Genomic DNA, 18,984 nt, shown 5'->3' with positions numbered 1-18,984 from the left:
TCACCCGCGCTCAAATCCCTTTAATTTCGCATTGAGGGACTTGAAGTCCCTCAATGCGACATTCACGGACTTTCGAGTCTCAGGCTTCGCGGCGCTTGGCGAACGCCGTCGGGCGGTCCTCCCACGGGGCGTCCGCCGGGCGAGGCTGAGCCGCTCCCGTGACCACCGCGTGCGTGGCCAGCACGCCGGACACCGTGGCGCCGTTCACCAGCTCGCCCGCCAGGGCCATCCGGACCGCCTCGGCGAGCGGGAACTTGGCCACGACCAGGTCGGCCTCCTCGTCCCCGAGCACGTCACGGTCCACATCGGACAGTCCGCGGGCGAGGAAGACCCGGACCACTTCGTCGGTGAAGCCGGGCGACGCCGCGACGTCGACCAAGGTCACCCACTCCGCGGCCGCCATCCCGACCTCCTCGACGAGCTCCCGGCGAGCCGTGCCGACCGGGTCCTCGCCGAGGTGGTCGATCAGGCCGGCGGGCAGCTCCCACAGCCGTTTCCCGATCGGGTGGCGGTACTGGTGGATCAGCGTGACCTGGTCCTGCTCGTCCAGCGCCACGATCGCCACCGCCCCGAGGTGCTCGATCACCTCGCGGACGGCGGTGTGCCCGCCCGGCATCACGACGTCGTCGATCCGCAGGCCGACCACCCGTCCGATGTGGACGTCGCGGCTGGACGCGACGCTGAACTCGTGCTCGCCCGGCGCGCTCACCGGGCCGCCACCGGGGCCTCGGGCAGCTCGACCGGCAGCCGCTCGGCGACCTTGCGGTCCACGACGGCCTTGACGAACGCGCTGAACAGCGGGTGCGGCCGGGTCGGGCGGCTCTTCAGCTCGGGGTGCGCCTGGGTGCCGACGAAGAACGGGTGCACGTCGGCGGGCAGCTCGACGAACTCGACCAGGCGGTCGTCCGGCGAGGTGCCGGAGAACACCAGGCCGGCGTCGGACAGCCGCTTGCGGTAGGCGTTGTTCACCTCGTAGCGGTGCCGGTGCCGCTCGGACACCTCCGTGGTCCCGTACGCCTTCGCGACCTGCGAGCCCGCCTTGAGCCTCGCCGGGTAGGCGCCCAGCCGCATGGTGCCGCCCATGTCCCGCTCCCCCGCGACGACGTCGCGCTGGTCGGCCATGGTCGAGATGACCGGGTCCTTGGTGTTTTCGTCGAATTCGGCCGAGTCCGCGCCCTCGATGCCGGCCAGGTTCCTGGCGGCCTCGATGACCATGCACTGCAGGCCGAGGCACAGCCCGAGCAGCGGGACACCGCGGGTGCGGGCGTACTCGATCGCGCCGACCTTGCCCTCGATGCCGCGGATGCCGAACCCGCCCGGGATCAGCACACCGTCCACACCGGACAGCACGGAGGCGGCGCCGGACGCGGTCTGCGCGTCGTCGGAGGCGACCCAGACGATCTCGACCTTGGCGCGGTGGGCGAACCCGCCCGCGCGCAGCGCCTCGGTCACCGACAGGTAGGCGTCCGGCAGGTCGATGTACTTGCCGACGACGGCGATCCGGACGACCTCGCTCGGGTTGTGCACGCGGTCGAGCAGGTCGCCCCACACCGTCCAGTCGACGTCACGGAACGGCAGGCCGAGACGGCGCACCACGTAGGCGTCGAGCGCCTCGCGGTGCAGCACCTTCGGGATGTCGTAGATGGACCGCGCGTCCGGACAGGCGATGACGGCCTCGTTGTCGACGTCGCACATCAGGCCGATCTTGCGCTTGAGGTCCTCGGGGATCTCCCGGTCGGCCCGGCAGACCAGCGCGTCGGGCTGGATGCCGATGTTGCGCAGCGCGGCGACCGAGTGCTGGGTCGGCTTCGTCTTGAGCTCGCCCGACGGCGCCAGGTACGGCACCAGCGAGACGTGCAGGAAGAAGCACTGGTCGCGCCCGACGTCGTGGCGGACCTGGCGGCAGGCCTCCAGGAACGGCAGGGACTCGATGTCGCCGACCGTGCCACCGACCTCGGTGATGACGACATCGGGGGCGTTTCCAGCCTCGTCGGGGCCCGCGGCCGCGGTGATCCGGGCCTTGATCTCGTCGGTGATGTGCGGAATGACCTGCACCGTGTCGCCGAGGTACTCGCCGCGGCGCTCCTTGGCGATCACCTCGGAGTAGACCTGGCCGGTCGTGACGTTGGCCTTGCCGTCGAGGTCGCGGTCGAGGAAGCGCTCGTAGTGCCCGATGTCGAGGTCGGTCTCGGCGCCGTCGTCGGTGACGAACACCTCACCGTGCTGGAACGGGTTCATCGTCCCGGGATCGACGTTGAGGTACGGATCGAGCTTCTGCATCGTGACGCGAAGCCCGCGCGCGGTAAGGAGTTGTCCCAGGCTGGAAGCCGTGAGTCCCTTACCCAGAGAGGAGGCGACGCCTCCGGTGACAAATACGTACTTGGTAGCCCGCGACTGAAGTCCCACGGGCCGCCAGCATATCCCAAGTCCCCGGATCCGCTCGCCGGGACATGCCCGAACTCCCTTTTGTGCCCTTGACCACCCCGACGGGACGAGTCAGGCGGCCGCCGCCGCCATCCGGACCCGGGGCCGCCCGGTGAGCGCGCGGCTGCCCGGCAGCCGCCGGAGCACCTCGACGATCACGATGGTCAGCGCGATGGTGGCGAAGTAGATGACCACGCTGAGCCACGGCGCGCCGAAGCGCGCCGCCACGCGCGGGATCACCGGGCCGAGCAGGGCCAGCGCCAGCGGGTGGACCAGGAAGATGCCGAACGACCGGTTCGCCGCCCACGACACCACGCGCGCCCCACGGCCGCCTTCGCGGCGGCGCGCGGCCCACCACGTCGTGAACGCGTAGATCGCCGCGATGACGGTGAGGAACCACGGGATGAGGTACGGCTGGAACGGGTCGCTGGCCACCTGCGGGAACGTTCCACTGTGGACGGTCCGGAGGTAGTACCACTCGGTGCCGGCCAGCACCGCCACGAGGGCGCCGCCCAGCAGCAGCCGGTGCCGCCCCGCCCAGGCGTGCACGGTCTCGAAGTGCCAGGCCACGACGGCGCCGAACAGCGTGTAGAACTGGTACGGCAGGAGCGTGGCGTACAGGTGGGTGATCGTCTCGTAGCTCACGCCCAGCGGCTGGTAGGTCATGAACGCGACCACGCCGACCTGCGCCAGCCCGCTGCCGAGCAGCAGCCACCCGTGCTTGCCCTCGGTGGCCCGCAGGAGCTTCAGCAGCACCGGGAACAGCAGGTACACCTGCATCGTCACGAGCAGGAAGTACAGGTGGTACCAGGCGCCGCCGGTGACGAGGTCCTTCAGCAGCAGGCGCATCGACGCCTCGAGCGAGCCCGGCTGCTGCGCGCCGGTCACCAGCGAGTACGCCCAGAAGAACATCGACCAGGCCAGGTACGGCGTCGCGACCAGCGGCAGCCGGCGCCGCCAGAAGTCACCGGCGGTGATCTCGCGGCGACGGTTCTGGAACACCAGCACGAAGCCGGTCAGCGCGAAGAACGCCTCGCGCGTGAAGTGGAGCGGCGTCTCGACGGCGTTGGCGCCGACGTCCTGCGCGTAGTTCGTCGCCCCCACCACGTGGATGAGGATCACGCAGGCGAACGTGATCAACCGGAACAGGTCGATCTGGTGCAGGTAGGGCGCTTTGCCGCCCGGTCTGGTGACGCGGGCGGGAGCTTCGAGCGTGGCCTGGGCGGTCGTCATCGTGCCGCCGATCCGGCACCGTCGTCGGCGTGGTTCACGTTGTCAGACTTGCCACCCATTCTGTGAATTTCCCATGAAGTTACTGGGAAGCGCCTGTTGGCCGGGCTCCTGCGGCCTGTTGGATATGCCACTTCCACTCAGGGAGCGGGGAGCCGATGATCATGTTATCGGGTGAGCTTTCCGGTACCGGGAGTGACCTTCGCCTTCACCCGGCCGGGCGCTCGCCCGGCTCGTCGTCCCCGAAAAGGGACCTCAGGGTCACGTCGCGGTTCACGCGCACGTGCTCCACCGCGGACGCCTTCGCGAGCTCCGCGTCCCCCGAGGCTATCGCGTCGTAGAGCCGCCGGTGCTCGTCGAGCAGCTCGGCCCAGTGCTCGTTCTGGCTCGTGAGCCAGCGGAGCCTGCCTTCCAGGGGCCGCAGCATCGTGCTGAGCAGGGCGTTGCCCGCGATGGCGACGATCTCGTCGTGGAAGCGCGAGTTGAGCACGGTGATGCGCGCCGCGTCGCCGCGGGCGGTGGCGCGGGCGGCGTCGGCGAGGACGCGGTCGAGACGCTTGAGCTCGGCGCCGCCCGCGCGGGCGGCGGCGAGCCCGGCGGCAAGCCCCTCGAGTGCCTCACGGACGTCGAACAGCTCTTCGACGTCGACCCGGGCCAGCTGCCGGACGACGACCCGGCGCGGCGACTGGACGACGAGGAAGCCTTCGGCCTCGAGGCTGCGGATGGCCTCCCGGACCGGCACCCGCGAGACGCCGAGATCTTCGGCCAGCTCGCGCTCGACCAGGCGATCGCCCGGGCGGAGCCGGCCGGTCAGGATCCGTTCGCGCAGTTCGTCGCGGACCCGCTGCCGGGTGGCCGCGAGGGGTTGCCGCTCGCTCGCTGACGTCACCGATCCCCTCTCGCTCAACACCGGCGTAACCGGCCGTAACACGAGTTTATCGGCGAGAGGGTTGACTGCCGAAGAGCCGGGGGTGATATTTGGGATGCCAAATTTTGGTATCCCAAATCGCCGTCCCTGCACGTCGATCGGAGACATGCATGACCGCCGCCCCGCTCACCGAAACCCAGCAAGAGACGACCGCGCCACCCGACCCCCGGCTCTGGAACGAAGACCTCGCTCCCGCGACGGAACGCCGGTGGAAGGTCTACGACATCTTCGCGCTGTGGATGTCCGATGTGCACAACCTGGGCAACTACACCTTCGCGGCCGGGCTGTTCGTGCTCGGGCTGTCGGCCTGGCAGGTGTTCACCGCGCTGCTGTTCGGCTTCGTGATCATCTACGCCGGGATGAACCTGATGGGCCGGATCGGCCAGCGCACCGGCGTGCCGTTCCCCGTCGTCGCGCGGATCAGCTTCGGCACGTTCGGCGCCAACCTGCCCGCGCTGATCCGCGCGGTGATCGCGATCTTCTGGTACGGCATCCAGACCTACCTCGCGAGCGTGGCCATCACGCTGCTCGTGCTCACCATCGACCCCGGCCTGAAGCCGTTGACCGAGCACGGTTTTCTCGGCCTGCACGCGCTTGGGTGGATCTGCTTCGTCGCCCTGTGGGCGGTCCAGGCGCTGATCCTGACCCGCGGCATGGAGTCGGTGCGCAAGTTCCAGGACTGGTGCGGCCCGGCGATCTGGGTCGTGATGATCGCCCTCGCCGTCTGGATCCTCGCCGCCGGGCACTGGAACATTTCGTTCACCAGCAGCCCGAAGCAGCTGTCCACCGGCGAGCAGATCCGGCAGTGGTTCGGCGCGGCCGGGCTCATCCTCGCCACCTACGGCACGCTCATGCTCAACTTCTGCGACTTCTCCCGCTTCGCCCCGGACCAGAAGACGGTGAAACGCGGCAACTTCTGGGGCCTGCCGATCAACTCGACGGCGTTCGCGCTGCTGTCGGTGGTCGTCACCGCGGGCAGCATGCAGGTGTTCGGCGAGGCGATCACCGACCCGGCCGAGCTGCTGGCCAAGGTGCACAACACGCCGGTGCTCATCATCGGCGCGGTGACCTTCGCCATCGCGACCATGGGCGTCAACATCGTCGCGAACTTCGTCTCCCCGGCCTACGACCTGGCCAACATCTGGCCGAAGCGGATCACGTTCACCGTCGGCGGCATGATCAGCGCGGTCGCCGCGCTGTGCGTGCTGCCGTGGAAGCTGTACTCCTCGCCGGCGGTGGTCAACTACTTCCTCGGCGGCCTCGGCGCGTTCCTCGGCCCGCTGTTCGGGATCATGATCGTCGACTACTACCTGATCCGGCGCGGCAAGGTCGACGTCGCGCAGCTGTTCGTCGACGGCGGTCTCTACCCCCGGGTCAACCCGCGCGCGCTGGTGACGTTCTTCCCGACCGCCGCGCTCGCCGCGGTGATCGCGCTCGTCCCGTTCTTCGCCCCGGCCGCGCCGTACTCGTGGTTCATCGGCACGGCGTCGTCGGCGCTACTGTACTTCGCGGTTTCCCGGAAGCACCGATGAGGATCGTCGTCACCAACTGCAACACCACCGAAGCGATGACGAAGGAGATCGAAGCCGGTGCCCGGGCCGCGGCGAGCCCGGGCACCGAAATCCTCGCCAGGACACCGCGCTGGGGCCCGGAGTCGGCCGAGGGCTGGCTCGACAGTTTCCTTTCCGCGGCGGCCGTCCTGGATCTGCTGCGGGGCCTGGACGAGCCGTTCGACGCCGTCGTGCTCGCCGGGTTCGGCGAGCACGGCCGCGAGGGCGCGCGCGAACTGCTCGACGTCCCGGTCGTCGACATCACCGAAGCCGCCGCGCACCTGGCCTGCCTGCTCGGGCGCCGCTACGGCGTCGTGACCACTTTGGACCGGACGTGCGGGCTGATCGAGGACAGCCTGCACGCGGCGGGCGTCGCGCGGAACTGCGTCACGGTCACCGGCGCCGGGCTCGGGGTGCTGGAGTTGACCGACGGACGCCGGACCGAATCGGCGTTGCTCACCGCGGGACGTCGCGCCCGCGACGCCGGGGCCGAGGTGCTCGTGCTCGGCTGCGCCGGGATGACCGGGCTCGACCGGAAGATCGCCACGATGCTGGACATCCCGGTCATCGACGGCGTCGCCGCCGCCGTCCGGCTCGCCGAGTCCCTCGTCGCGCTGGGCCTGAAGACCAGCCGCGCCGGTTCGTACGCTCGCCCCCTCGACAAGAGGCGGACCTGGCCGGCCGATTGACACCGGCCGCACCGCCCGGTCAGAATCCCCACCGCCACTGCCGTACCGCCGCCCGGTGACGAGTGGGGATCCTGGCGTCCCCGTGGAGGTCGGTCGAAGGTGCGAAGGCTACGCGTTTGGGGCGCGCTGGCGTTGTCCGCAAGCATGATCCTGGTCCCGGTGAGCGGGACGGCGGTGGCCGCTTCCCCACCGCACACTGTCATCACCGATGGGGGCAAGCTCGCGAGCATCCGGAAGGCGGTCCGCGGCGGCCACGCCACCGCGGCGCAGCGCGACGCGCTGAAAGCCGTGCTGGACAAGGCGAACACCGCGCTCACGGCGGGGCCGTGGTCGGTCATGGACAAGCCGTCCGCGGCGCCGAGCGGCGACAAGCACGATTACACGAGCCAGGCGCCCTACTGGTGGGCGAGCCAGCCGAAGACGCCGGAGAATCCGCAGGGTTGCCCGTACGTCAGCAAGGACGGCCAGCGCAATCCGGAGGCCGACGCGATCACCGACCACACCTACCGGATGTGGGCCTGGGACGCGATGTACTACCTCACGCTGGCCTGGTACTACACCGGCGACGCGAAGTATGCGAAGCGGGCGGCACTGGACATCCGGACCTGGTTCCTCGATCCGGCCACCCGGATGAACCCGAACATGACCTACTCGCAGATCGTCCCGTGCCGGAACACGGTCAGCGGCACCGGGATCATCGACTCGACCCAGTCGTTCACCCAGGTGATCGACGCGTTCGCGCTGCTCGACGGCGGCGCGCCGGGCTGGACCGGCAAGGACCGCTCCGGCGTCAAGGCATGGCTGACCCAGTACCTGGACTGGATGCAGAACAGCCCGCAGGCGAAGCTGGAACTGGCCGCCACGAACAACCATGGCACCTTCCTCGACCTGCAGAACGCGACGATCTCGGCGTACCTCGGCAAGCGCGACGCCGCGAAGAAGATCGTGCTCGACACGGAGAAGAAGCGGTTCCCGGTGCAGTTCGCCGCCGACGGCAGCCAGCCGCTCGAGCTGGCGCGCACGATGTCGTGGCACTACGTCAACTTCAACCTCACCGCGTGGGGCCGGCTGGCGGAGGTCGGGAAGAACCTCGGCGTCGACGTCTGGAAGTACACCGCGCCGAACGGCGTGACGCTGCGGAAGGTCGTCGACCAGTTGATCCCGGGCGCGCTGCACGGCGCGGAAGCCTGGCCGCACCAGCAGATCGGCGTGTTCGACCAGTCGATCGCGGCGGACATCTTCCACGCGGCGGCCGAGGAGGCCCACGACGGCGCCGCCGCCGCGGCGTTGAAGCAGATGCCGTTGCCCACGGGCGGTGACACCTGGCCGGTGCGGGTGTCGTGTTTCCCGCTCGACCCGCCCCTCAGGTAAGCCGGTCGTGGCAGACCGGCCCCTCAGTTGCCGGCGGGGTTTGTGACGCCCGGCGCGGGCGCCTGCGCGTTGCCCGCGACACCGTAGCGGCCCGAGCCGCCATCCAGCTGTTCCTTCAGCGCCAGCACGGTGTTCACCCGCCCCGCCGACGCGTCGACGTTGTCCACAGTGGACAGGATCGACGTCGCCGAGGTGTCCGCGCGGGCGATGCCCAGCGCGCCCGTGCCTTCGGCCGAACCGGGGTCGCCCGCGAGCACCGTGCCCGCGCCGGTGCGGTCGAGCTGCGTGGCGAACCGCGCGATCGTCGCCGCCCGGTCACCGGCGGCGTCGCCGGTCGCCTGGGCGCCGGTGAGCACGATCGCCAGCTGCGCCGGCCGGACCTCCGGGCCCGCCTTGACGAACCCGCCGTCGGTGAGCCCGCCGAGGGCCGCCGCCAGTTCTTCGCCGGAGGACTGCGGTTTCGCCGTGGTCTTGTCCAGCAGCAGCACCGAACCGAGCAGCGCGCCGGCGAGCGTGCCGGTGTCGCCCGCGGTCGGGAACTTCGAGCCGGCGGGCTGCAGCCGGGTGACGACGTCGCGGAGCTGGCCTGCCTTGTCGGGATCGGCGAACGCGGCCGTCAGCTGCACCTCGCCGGTCACGGTCGCGCCGGACTGGCCGATCAGCCGCTTGAGCGCGTCCCGATCGGCCGGGCGCGCGTCCTCTGTGGTCACGAGCACCACCGACCGCTTGTCCAGCGCCCCGGCGACGACCTTCGGGCCCACCGAGCCGGCGAACGCGTCCGCGTCGGCCAGCCGGGCGTTGAGCGCGTTGCGCTGTGCCTCGAGGTCGGCGACCTGGCTGCCCAGGTCCTTCTTCTCCCCCGCCAGGCCGGACAGCAGCGAGCCGTTCAGCGCCGTCGAGCCGAGCACGAGGCCGATGGCCAGCGCCAGGAAGCAGGCAGCGATGGAAACAACGTGGTAGCGCAGCGAAATCACGTGAAGAGCCCCTTGACCCAGCCGGCGAACGAATTCCAGGTGCCCCGGAGCCAGTCCAGGTAAACCGAACCCACGTCGGACACCAGCAGGGCCGCGGCGACCACCACGACCGCGGCGAGGACGAGCAGGACGACCGCGCCGACCGACACCCGGCTGTGGTGCAGCGTCGCCACCGCCTTCCCGTCGACGAGCTTCGTGCCGAGCTTCAGCCGGGTCAGGAAGGTCGACGGGTTCGAACCGGCCCGGCCGTGGTCGAGGAACTCGCGCAGGGTCGCCTGGAACCCGACCGTGACGACCAGGCTCGCGCCGTGCGCGTCGGCCAGCAGCAGCGCGAGGTCTTCGGCGTTGCCCGACGCCGGGAACGTCACCGCGCCGATGCCGAGGTCCTGGATGCGCTCGACGCCGGGGGCGTGCCCGTCCGGCTGGGCGGGCACCACGACCTCGGCGCCACCGCGCAGCGTGGTGGTGCCGATGCCGGTCGGGTCGCCGACGATGACGTCCGGCTTGTACCCCTGCACGCGCAGGGTGTCCGCGCCGGCGTCGACCCCGATCAGCACCGGCCGGTGTTCGCCGATGTACTTCTTGAGCTTCTTGAGGTCTTCGGCGTGCCCGTTGCCGCCCGCGACGACCAGCACATGCCGGTCGCGCAGCGGCATCCGCAGCTCCGGCACACCGACGCCGTCGAGGATCAGCGTGCGCTCGCGGCGCAGGAACTCGATGGTGTTCGCCGAGAACGCCTCCAGCTGCGTCGACATCCCGGCCTTGGCCTCGATCATCTGGTCCGCGACGCTGTCGGCGGTCTGCTCGATGCCGGAGGCGACCTGCCGCTCGCCGACGAACACGACGCCGTCGTGCAGCCGCAGCTTCGTACCGTCCTTGATCATGCGCAGCAGTTCGCCGCCGACCGAGTCGACGAGCGGGATGCCGGCCGCGACGAGGATCTCCGGGCCCATGTTCGGGAACCGGCCGGAGATCGACGGCGACGCGTTGACCACCCCCGAGACCTCGGCCTCGACGAGCGCGTCCGCGGTCGCCCGGTCGAGGTCCAGCTGGTCGAGCACGACGATGTCGCCGGGACTGATCCGGCGCAGCAGCTCCCGGGTGCGGCGGTCGACCCGGGCGACCCCGGTGATCCCCGGGAGGGGTTCTTGATTCCGCGTGAGCAGGCCCGTGAGCTTCATGTGGCCGATGGTGACAAATTTGCTCGTGGGACAACGCACGCCACGCCGTAGCAGGCGTGACTCATTGTGGTGAGCCGGGCCCGGCTCAGGCGTCCGACTCCTCCGACAGCGAGCCGAAATCGAGGTTCAGCCAGGGGCTCGCCGGATCCTGAAGGAGCTGGTGGTGGACGCGCACCGCCGCCGGGTACCACTCGCCGAAGTCCGCCTCTTCGGTGTGCAGCACCCGACCCATGAGGTAACCCGCCGACAGATCGGCCCATGACTGGTGGTAACGGCGCGCGAGAGAGCCGGCTTCGAGCACCATCAGCTCGGCCGTCAGCGCGTCGCAATACCCGGCCGCCAGTCCCGCGCGGGCGATGGTGACCGCGCGGCCGATGTCCCAGGACAGCGCCGTCGTCACGAACCCGTCCGCGTCGACCAGGCCGTCGGCCCGGAACCGCTGCTCGTAGCGCACCACCCGGCGGACCGTCTGCCGCAGCTCGTCGGACTGGTCCGCGGTGTCGTTCTCCACGCACCACCGGTCCACCAGCTCCGCCCAGGTCAGCGGGTCGAACTCACTGCTCGTCAGCCCGAACTCGGCGGCGAACCGCAGGCGCAGCATGAGCACGAGGTTTCCCGGCGTCAGCGCGTAGCCGTCGCCGATGAGGTCGGTCATCGTGGCGCGCCAAGCGGGCGGGTCGGGCACGCCCCACCAGTCCCGCAGGCTCCGGACCTCGGCGACGTAGTCGTGGAGGCGGCCGTCGAGGACGTTCCACGGCGCCGCGTTGAGCACCGCCAGGTGCGCGCCGCACGCGAGCGCGTGCGCGATCGGCCCCTCGAGGTGCCCGTACGGCGCGGTGATCAGCCGCTCGACCTGCTCCTCCAGCGGCGTGATGTCGTCGGCGTGCGCGTCGAGCCACGGCTGCAGCGTCGCGCCGGGCAGCCGCCACTCACCGCGGGTGCCGCGGTTGAACACGACCCGCTCGTGCCGCCCGACGCCGTCGACCGCCCAGTCCAGCGCGCCGCTCATGGCCACGACGTCCGGCCCCAGGTCGGGCAGCGCGCCGCGGGTGAAGACCTGCAGGAACTCGTCGCCGCCGGTCTCGAAGTAGACGTTCGGGAAGGTCTCCGCCCGCTCGTCGAGGATGTTCCGCGCGTCCACCCGCCGGATCGGCACGAACAGCTCCTCCCCGGCGAGCAGGCCGAGGTAGCGGTCGAGGTCGCCCTCGCGCCGGGCGGCGGAGAGCTGGGCTTCGACATCGGCGGGCGGCGGCAGGATCACGGGGCGGCTCCCTCCGCTCAGCGGCTCGCTTCACCGGCGGCGATCCGGTCGTCCGCTCTACCACCATAAGCGGTCGACCGCACGCTGTCGGGAAGGTAGCCGATCGGATAGGAGTTCGAGATCACCCGCTGCCGGGACGGAAGTGCCCGCGCGTGACTACTTCTTCTTGGCCCGCTTGCGCTTCGACACGAACTCGGCCTTGTCCTTCTCCGCCGTCGCCAGCAGTTCCTCCGCGTGGGCGCGGCCCGTCTCGTTGTCCATGCCGGCGAGCATCCGGGCCAGCTCGCTGACCCGCTCGGTCTGGTCGAGGTTCTTGACGCCGCTGCGTGTGACGCCGCCGGTGTGGCCCTTGTCCACCACCAGGTGCTGGTCGGCAAAGGCCGCGACCTGCGGCAGGTGCGTGACCACCAGGACCTGGTGGGTCCGCGCCAGCCGGGCCAGCCGGCGGCCGATCTCGACCGCCGCGCGGCCCCCGACCCCGGCGTCGACCTCGTCGAACACCAGCGTCTGCACCGTGTCCGCGTGCGCCAGGACCACCTCGATCGCCAGCATCACCCGCGACAGCTCGCCGCCCGAGGCGGCCTTGTGCACCGGCAGCGGCGGCGCACCGTCGTGGGCGCGCAGCAGCAGTTCGACGTCGTCGACGCCGTCCGGCCCCGCGTGCACCGCGCGGCCGTCGATGGCCAGCGCATGCGTGTCACCGTGCTCGGCGGGGCGCTGCTCGACCGTCACTTCGATCGCGGCCTGCCCCATCGCCAGCCCGGACAGTTCGCGCGTGATCTCCGCGGCCAGCTCGGCCGCAGCCTTCTCCCGGGCGGCCGACACCTCGGCGGCGTGCGTGGTCAGCTGCTCCGCGAGCTGGTCGCGCCGCAGTGCCAGGCCGGCGAGCGCCTCCTCCGAGGTGTCCATGGTCTCCAGGCGGCGCCGGGCGTCATCGGCCCAGGCCAGGACGCCGTCGACGTCCGCCGCGTACTTGCGGGTCAGCCGCTTGAGGTCGCCCTGGCGGGCCAGCACCTTCTCCAGCAGCGCCGGGTCGGCGTCCAGCGTCTCGACGTAGCTGCCGAGCTCGGCCCCGACGTCGGCCAGCAGCACCGACGCCTCCTCCAGCCGCGGCGCCAGCTCGCGCAGCACGGCGTCCTCGGACGACGAGAGCCGCCGCAACGCTTCCGAGACCAGGCCGGCCGCGCCGGGGGCGTCCGGATCCCCCTCCGCGGAGCCGGACACCGCGACGTGCGCCTCGGTCGCGGCCGCGCGCAGCTCGTCGACCGCCGCGAGCCGCTTGATCTGCTGGGTGAGCTCGACGTCCTCGCCCGGCTCCGGCGCGACGGCGTCGATCTCGGTGAGCCCGTGCTTCAGCAGGTCGGCCTGCTGGGCCATCTCCCGCGAGCGCGTCGACCGCTCGGTCAGCTCGGCGATCACCGCCAGCCACTCCGACCGGATCTCCTGGTACGCCCGCAGCGGTTTCGCCACCGCGTCACCGGCGAACCGGTCGATCACCGCGCGCTGCTCGGCCGGGCGCAACAGCCGCAGCTGGTCGTTCTGCCCGTGCACCGCGATCAGCTGCTCGGACAGCTCCGCGAGCACGCCGACCGGCACCGACCGGCCGCCGAGGTGCGCGCGGGAGCGCCCGTCGACGGAGACCGCGCGCAGCGCGATCACGCTGCCGTCCTCGTCGACGTCGGCACCCGAATCCGTGACGATCCGCTCGGCGCCTTCGACACCGGCGTAGGTGAACCGCCCCTCGACGAACGCCTTGAGCATCCCCGTCCGGACCTTGGACACCTCTGCCCGGCCCCCGGACAGCAGGTGCAGCCCGGTGACGACCATGGTCTTTCCGGCACCCGTCTCACCGGTCACGACGGTGAAGCCCGCGTGCAGTTCCAGCAGGGCGTCCTCGATGACTCCGAGGCCCTGGATGCGCATCTCGGCCAGCACGCCGCCTACCGTAGCCGCCCCCACCGACACTCTGCGCGCGCGGGAGTCCGGCGAGTCGCCGATATGTTCGAATTCCGCGCCGAGCGGGACTCAGTCGGCAGGACGCGCGTGCCGCTCGCGCCAGCTCTTCACCGGCAGCGAGAACTTCTGCACGAGGCGATCGGTGAACGGGCCGTCCCAGAGGCGCACCAAGCGCACCGGGACCGTGCCGCAGGTGACCCGCACCCGCGCCCCCGGCGGCAGGTCGATGAGCCGGCCGCCGTCGCAGGTCAGGACGGCGGGCGAGCCGTCGGGGTCGATCCCGACGGTGATCACCGAGTTCCGCGAGACGACCAGCGGCCGCGAGAACATCGCGTGCGCGTTGCTCGGCACCACCAGCAGCGCCTGGACGTCCGGCCAGATGATCGGGCCGCCCGCCGAAAACGCGTACGCCGTCGAACCGGTCGGTGTGGCGCACAGCACACCGTCGCAGCCGAAGGCGGACACCGGCCGGCCGTCGACCTCGATGAGCGCGTCCAGGACGCGCTCTCGCGTGCTCTTCTCCACACTGGCCTCGTTGAGCGCCCAGGTGCGGGCGAGCTCGGCGCCGCCCTCGGTGACCGTGACGTCGATGGTCATCCGCTCTTCGACCTGGTAGTCGCCGTCGACGACGCGCTGGACAGTGTCGGCCAGCGCGTCCGAGTCAGCCTCCGCGAGGAAGCCGACGCGCCCGAGGTTCACGCCGAGCACCGGCACCCCGGCGGGGCGGGCCAGCTCGGCCGCGCGCAGCAGCGTGCCGTCGCCGCCGAGCACGAACACCAGCTCGACGCCGTCGGCGGGGTTGTCGTTCGGGTCCACGAGGGTGCAGGTCGACCCGACGCCGTGCCGGTCCGGGTTGATGAGCGCGCAGACGTCTTCCTCGATCACCCGGATCCGGATGCCGGCCTTGGCGAAGCGCGCGGAAACCTCGCGCGCGGCCTCGCCGGTCGCTTCGCGATCGGGGTGCACCATGAGGAGAACTTCACGTTCGGTGGTCATGCGGGCCCTTCCTCGACGGCGGTTCGGACGAGCCGCTCGGCCTCAGACCTGTCTACCGCGTCCACAGTGGACTCGGCCACGTGTTCTTTCCGGAGCCAGACGAAGAACTCGACGTTCCCGGCCGGCCCCGGCAGCGGGCTGGCGGTCACCCCGCGCAGCGCGAGCCCGAGTTTCCCGGCCTCGTCGATGACACCGAGCACCGATTCGGCGCGCAGGTCCGGGTCGCGGACCACGCCCCCGCTGCCCAGCCGGTCCTTGCCGACCTCGAACTGCGGTTTCACCATCGGCACCAGGTCGGCGCCTTCGCCCGCGCAGGCGGCGAGCGCGGGCAGCACGAGCTTGAGCGAGATGAACGAAAGGTCGCCGACGACGAGGTCGACCTGCCCGCCGAGGTCGCCGGGCGTGAGGTTGCGGACATTCGTGCGATCCATGACCACTACACGTTCGTCAGTGCGGATCCGCCAGTCGAGGAGGCCACGGCCGACGTCGGCGGCGATCACGGTCGCGGCGCCCTTGCGGAGCAGGACGTCGGTGAAGCCGCCGGTGGACGCGCCCGCGTCGAGGCAGCGCCTGCCTTCGACGGACAGACCCAGCGGCATGAACGCTTCGAGCGCGCCGAGCAGCTTGTGCGCGCCGCGCGAGGCCCAGCCGGGGTCGTCCTCGGCCTTCACGACGATCGGCGCGCCGGACTCGACACCGGTGGCGGGCTTGGTCGCCACCATGCCGCGCACGGTGACCTTGCCGCCGGCGATCAGGGCCGAAGCCTGCTCGCGCGACCGGGCGAGGCCGCGCCGGACCAGTTCCGCGTCGAGGCGGGCCCGCTTGGGCACGCCGGTCAGACCTTGTCGATGCTGGACAGGGCGACGGTCAGCTCGGTGTGCACGGCGTCGAAACGCTCGACGTGCTCGGCGAGCGGCAGAGCGTCCAAGTCGTCCAGGCCGGCGACGGCTTCGTCGATACCGGCCCGCGGGTCGGTCTGCTGCGAGAACGAACCGGGCGGGGGGCCCGGGACGGGGTACGGATGATCCTGCACGTCACAAACGGTAGCAGTCAGGACAAACCGAGCCGCGCTTCGGCGTCTTCGGCAAGTTCGGTGACGCCGGTCTCCCAGGCGGTGTGACACAGAGCGCGGAGCAGGTCCAGGCCGTCGCCGTCGCCGGTCGCGGTGAGGACACCGTCCTGGATGGTGACGGACCAGCCCGGGCGTGGCCCGATCCTCAGATCCTCGGCCGGTTCGGTGAGCGCGGTGAGGTCCGCCGCGAGGTAGGTGCCGCGCTCGGCCGGGGTGGCCTCGATCAGCTGCTTCGGCGTGGCGACGCCCGACAGGACGACCAGGGAGTCGATGCCCGCGGCGACCGCGCCGGCGATGTCGGTGTCCAGCCGGTCGCCGACGACCAGGGGCCGTTCCGAGCCCGCGGACCGGGCCGCGGTCTCGAACAGCAGTGGCTGAGGCTTCCCGGCGACGAGCGGCTCGACGTCGGTGGCGGTGCGCAGCGCGGCGACCATCGAGCCGTTGCCGGGCAGCAGCCCGCGCTCGCTGGGCAGGGTGGCGTCGACGTTGCAGGCCACCCAGAGCGCGCCCGCGCGGATGGCCAGGCAGGCTTCGGCCAGCGCGGCCCAGGTGTTGTCGGGCGAGTGGCCCTGAACGACCGCCTGGACGCTGCCGTCGTTCTCCCGAACCGGCTTCAGCCCGGCCTGGGTGACCTCGGCGGCCAGCGATTCGGTGCCGACGACGAGGACCTCGGCGCCGGGCTCGAGCCGTTCCTTCAGCAACGCGACACCGGCCTGGGCGCTGGTGTGCACCTCATCGGTCTCGGCAGACATGCCGAGGCCGACGAGGTGGTCGACGACCTCGGCCGGCGCCTTGGACGCGTTGTTCGTGACGAACCGGACCGGTGTGCCGTGCTCGCGGGCGGCGCGGACCGCCTCCGGGGCGCCCGGGATGACCCGGGTGCCGTGGTAGACGGTGCCGTCGAGGTCGAAGAGGACCGCGTCGTAGGCCGCGAGCAGGGCGTCACTCATCGGTTTCTTCGGTGTCCTTTTCCTCGGTGTCCTTCACCTCGGCGACCTGCGGGCCGTTCGCCAGTTCCGCGGCGCGCTCGGCGGCGTCGGTCTCGTCGTTCTCGTCCGCCTCGGCCGAGTTGAGGAACCAGCGGACGGCCTCCTCCTCGCGCCCGGCGGCCGCGAGGTTGTCGGCGTAGGCGTAGAAGAGCCGCGCGCTCCACGGTTCGCGCTTCTCCGCTTTGAGGTCGTCACCTTGCAGCGAGACGACGGCGGCGTCGAGCTGCCCGAGGTCCCGCCGGGCGCCGGCCGCGACGATCGCGAGCTCGACCTGAGTGGCCTTCGCCAGCTTCGCCGTGTCGACCTCCTTCGCCAGGTCCAAGGCCCGCTCGGGCCGGCCCAGCGCCCGCTCGGCGTCGGCGATGATGGCGATGTGGTCGTCGCTGCGGGTCATCCGCCGGACGGCACGCAGTTCCGACAGCGCCTCCGACCAGTTGCCGACGTGGTAGGCGACCAGGCCAAGCGCCTCGCGCACGATCGGGACGCGGGAGGCCTTGGCCTTGGCGTACTTGGCGTGCTCGAGGGCGGCGTCGGGGTCGCTGTCCACCAGGCCGCCGGCCGCGACGAGGTGCTTCCCGACGGTCTCGGCTAGCCCCTTCGGCAGGGTCCGCAACTCACGGCGGGCGTCTTCGTCGAGGTCGGAGAACTCGACGTCCTCCGGCAGCTCCGGCGCTTCGAGAAGTTCCCTGGCGAGGGCTTCGTCGTCGAGCGGAGCGCCGACCTTGGGCCGCGGGTCCCGGCGCGGCGGCCGGTCGTCCCGCCGGTCCTTGCGGTCGCCCTGGTCACGAGCCGCGGGACGGCTGTCCTCGCGCCGCTCGCCACGGTCCGCGCGGTCGGGCCGGTCGTCCCGGCGCTGGGGGCCGCTGTCGCGGTCGTAGCGCTTGCCCGAGTCGCGGGAACCGCCGCCGGTGCGCTCGCTCCGGTTGTCCGAGCCACGGTTGTCGTCGCGGGGCTTGAAGCCGCCGGTCCGGGCGCCACGGTCGTCGTCGCGGCGCTGGTAACCACCACGGTCACCGCCCGAATCGTCACGGCGCTGATAGCCACCGCGATCGCCACCCGACGTGCTTCCACTACGGCCACGGTCATCCGAACGGAAGCCGCCACGGTCACCACGCGAATCGTCACGGCGCTGATAGCCACCACGATCGCCACCCGAGGTACTTCCGCCACGGCCACGGTCATCCGAACGGAAGCCGCCACGGTCACCACGCGAATCGTCACGGCGCTGGTAACCACCGCGATCGCCACCCGACGTGCTTCCACTACGGCCACGGTCATCCGAACGGAAGCCTCCGCGGTCACCACGCGAATCGTCACGGCGCTGGTAACCACCGCGATCGCCACCCGACGTGCTTCCACTACGGCCACGGTCATCCGAACGGAAGCCGCCACGGTCACCACGCGAATCGTCACGGCGCTGGTAACCACCACGGTCACCACCCGACGTGCTCCCGCCACGGTTGCGGTCATCCGAACGGAAGCCACCGCGGTCGCCGCGCGAATCGTCACGGCGGTCGTTCCCGCCGCGACCACGGTCGTCGGAGCGGAAGCCGCCCGGGCGGGTGCCGCGGTCGTCGTCGCGGCGGGCGGAGCCGCTGCGGTCCTCCCAGCGCGGCTTGCGGTCGCCGTACGACGACTTGCCCTGCGGGCGCCCACCGGTGGGCCGGCCACCGCGGTCGTCCTGGCCGCGGCCCGGCCGGCTGTCCGAGGTCTCATACCGGCCGCCGGAACGGCTGCCGCCGCGGTCCTCATACCGGCTGCCACTGGAGCGGCTGGGACCGTCGGAATACCGGCTCCCACCGCCCGGCCGGCCACCCGAATCACGGCTGCCGGAGGACGGCCGTCCACCGGTGTCGCGGCTGCCGTACCCGCCGCGGCGGTCGTCCCGGTCACCGGAGGTCCGGCTGCTGTCACGGCCCTGACCTGCGTAACCGCCGCGCTGATCGCGGTCGCGGGGACCGTCGCCGCCGCGGAAGGGCTTGCCGCCGCCGCGGACCCCCTGGTCGTCACGGCGAGGCCGGCCCTGGTAACCGCTGTCGCGGCCGCCGCGGTCCTGCCGCGCACCGCGCTGTTCTCCTCGGGGTGTGTCCGACCGGCCCCGGGAGCTTTCGTCCCGGCGTGCCGACCGGCCTGACCCATCATCCGCTGAGTCTCGTCGACCGAACTCGGACACCTGGCCTCCTGCCATGGAAAAATCTTGTTCTGGACATACGCGTACGGCCCGCTAGGGCAGCCAACTGGCTATCCTAACGGGCCGTACGGAAGGTAAGTTCGGCGGTGTCCTACTCTCCCACAACCCTTCGGTTGCAGTACCATCGGCGCTGTCAGGCTTAGCTTCCGGGTTCGGAATGGGACCGGGCGTT

Annotated in this window: 16 protein-coding genes and 1 rRNA gene; 3 read left to right on the top strand and 14 right to left on the bottom strand. The window is 71.3% G+C overall.

The genetic code is table 11. The features are described from left to right. Positions 1–79: 79 nt before the first annotated feature. The 4 genes from AB0M82_RS39315 to AB0M82_RS39300 form a co-directional block, all read right to left on the bottom strand. The gene (locus AB0M82_RS39315) at positions 80–709 is read right to left on the bottom strand and encodes an NUDIX hydrolase (RefSeq protein WP_364733516.1); all 630 of its coding nucleotides are present in this window, start codon (positions 707–709) and stop codon (positions 80–82) included. Beyond that, on the bottom strand, positions 706–2,406 hold the full coding sequence (locus AB0M82_RS39310; RefSeq protein ID WP_364733514.1) for a CTP synthase: 1,701 nt from the start codon (positions 2,404–2,406) through the stop codon (positions 706–708). The genes AB0M82_RS39315 and AB0M82_RS39310 overlap by 4 nt, the downstream gene beginning before the upstream one ends. A 90-nt stretch (positions 2,407–2,496) precedes the next feature. Beyond that, positions 2,497–3,657 (bottom strand): acyltransferase, encoded by a 1,161-nt coding sequence (locus tag AB0M82_RS39305; RefSeq protein WP_364733511.1) that lies wholly within the window; start codon positions 3,655–3,657, stop codon positions 2,497–2,499. Between the two features lie 205 nt (positions 3,658–3,862). Further along, entirely contained in the window at positions 3,863–4,543 is a 681-nt protein-coding gene (locus AB0M82_RS39300; RefSeq protein WP_364733509.1) for a GntR family transcriptional regulator, read from the bottom strand. 149 nt (positions 4,544–4,692) lie between these two features. On the opposite strand from AB0M82_RS39300, the gene AB0M82_RS39295 reads away from it, so the two are divergent. From AB0M82_RS39295 to AB0M82_RS39285, 3 genes are all read left to right on the top strand, one after another. After that, the gene (locus tag AB0M82_RS39295; RefSeq protein ID WP_364733507.1) at positions 4,693–6,114 is read left to right on the top strand and encodes an NCS1 family nucleobase:cation symporter-1; all 1,422 of its coding nucleotides are present in this window, start codon (positions 4,693–4,695) and stop codon (positions 6,112–6,114) included. Beyond that, positions 6,111–6,821, top strand: coding sequence for an aspartate/glutamate racemase family protein (locus tag AB0M82_RS39290; protein ID WP_364733505.1), 711 nt, complete (start codon positions 6,111–6,113; stop codon positions 6,819–6,821). Before AB0M82_RS39295 ends, AB0M82_RS39290 begins: the two co-directional genes overlap by 4 nt. Before the next feature lie 99 nt (positions 6,822–6,920). Then, on the top strand, positions 6,921–8,192 hold the full coding sequence (locus AB0M82_RS39285; RefSeq protein WP_364733503.1) for an alginate lyase family protein: 1,272 nt from the start codon (positions 6,921–6,923) through the stop codon (positions 8,190–8,192). A gap of 23 nt (positions 8,193–8,215) precedes the next feature. Here the strand turns inward: AB0M82_RS39285 and AB0M82_RS39280 are convergent, their stop codons facing one another. The 10 genes from AB0M82_RS39280 to rrf all read right to left on the bottom strand — a co-directional run. After that, positions 8,216–9,166 carry a copper transporter gene (locus AB0M82_RS39280; protein WP_364733501.1) on the bottom strand — a complete coding sequence of 317 codons (951 nt, stop codon included), beginning with the start codon at positions 9,164–9,166 and terminating at the stop codon, positions 8,216–8,218. Beyond that, entirely contained in the window at positions 9,163–10,347 is a 1,185-nt protein-coding gene (steA, locus tag AB0M82_RS39275; RefSeq protein ID WP_364733498.1) for a putative cytokinetic ring protein SteA, read from the bottom strand. Before steA ends, AB0M82_RS39280 begins: the two co-directional genes overlap by 4 nt. Positions 10,348–10,432: 85 nt before the next feature. Further along, the gene (locus tag AB0M82_RS39270; protein WP_364733495.1) at positions 10,433–11,608 is read right to left on the bottom strand and encodes a DUF1266 domain-containing protein; all 1,176 of its coding nucleotides are present in this window, start codon (positions 11,606–11,608) and stop codon (positions 10,433–10,435) included. Between the two features lie 156 nt (positions 11,609–11,764). Then, positions 11,765–13,543, bottom strand: a complete 1,779-nt coding sequence (gene recN / locus AB0M82_RS39265; RefSeq protein WP_364733492.1) for a DNA repair protein RecN — start codon at positions 13,541–13,543, stop codon at positions 11,765–11,767. A gap of 90 nt (positions 13,544–13,633) precedes the next feature. Further along, complete coding sequence (locus tag AB0M82_RS39260) at positions 13,634–14,560, bottom strand: NAD kinase (protein WP_364733490.1); 927 nt, start codon at positions 14,558–14,560, stop codon at positions 13,634–13,636. After that, positions 14,557–15,390, bottom strand: coding sequence for a TlyA family RNA methyltransferase (locus AB0M82_RS39255; protein ID WP_364733487.1), 834 nt, complete (start codon positions 15,388–15,390; stop codon positions 14,557–14,559). Before AB0M82_RS39255 ends, AB0M82_RS39260 begins: the two co-directional genes overlap by 4 nt. 5 nt (positions 15,391–15,395) lie before the next feature. Then, entirely contained in the window at positions 15,396–15,593 is a 198-nt protein-coding gene (locus AB0M82_RS39250) for a hypothetical protein (protein WP_043774930.1), read from the bottom strand. A 17-nt stretch (positions 15,594–15,610) separates the two neighbouring features. Then, on the bottom strand, positions 15,611–16,582 hold the full coding sequence (locus tag AB0M82_RS39245) for an HAD-IIA family hydrolase (RefSeq protein WP_364733484.1): 972 nt from the start codon (positions 16,580–16,582) through the stop codon (positions 15,611–15,613). Continuing rightward, positions 16,575–18,794 (bottom strand): hypothetical protein, encoded by a 2,220-nt coding sequence (locus AB0M82_RS39240; RefSeq protein ID WP_364733481.1) that lies wholly within the window; start codon positions 18,792–18,794, stop codon positions 16,575–16,577. The genes AB0M82_RS39245 and AB0M82_RS39240 overlap by 8 nt, the downstream gene beginning before the upstream one ends. 96 nt (positions 18,795–18,890) lie before the next feature. Further along, a 5S ribosomal RNA gene (gene rrf / locus AB0M82_RS39235) occupies positions 18,891–18,984 on the bottom strand; the annotation flags it as partial.

This window comes from Amycolatopsis sp. NPDC051128, from assembly GCF_040682715.1.
Classification (GTDB): Bacteria; Actinomycetota; Actinomycetes; order Mycobacteriales; family Pseudonocardiaceae; genus Amycolatopsis.
This window is presented reverse-complemented; position numbering and strand designations above follow the sequence as displayed.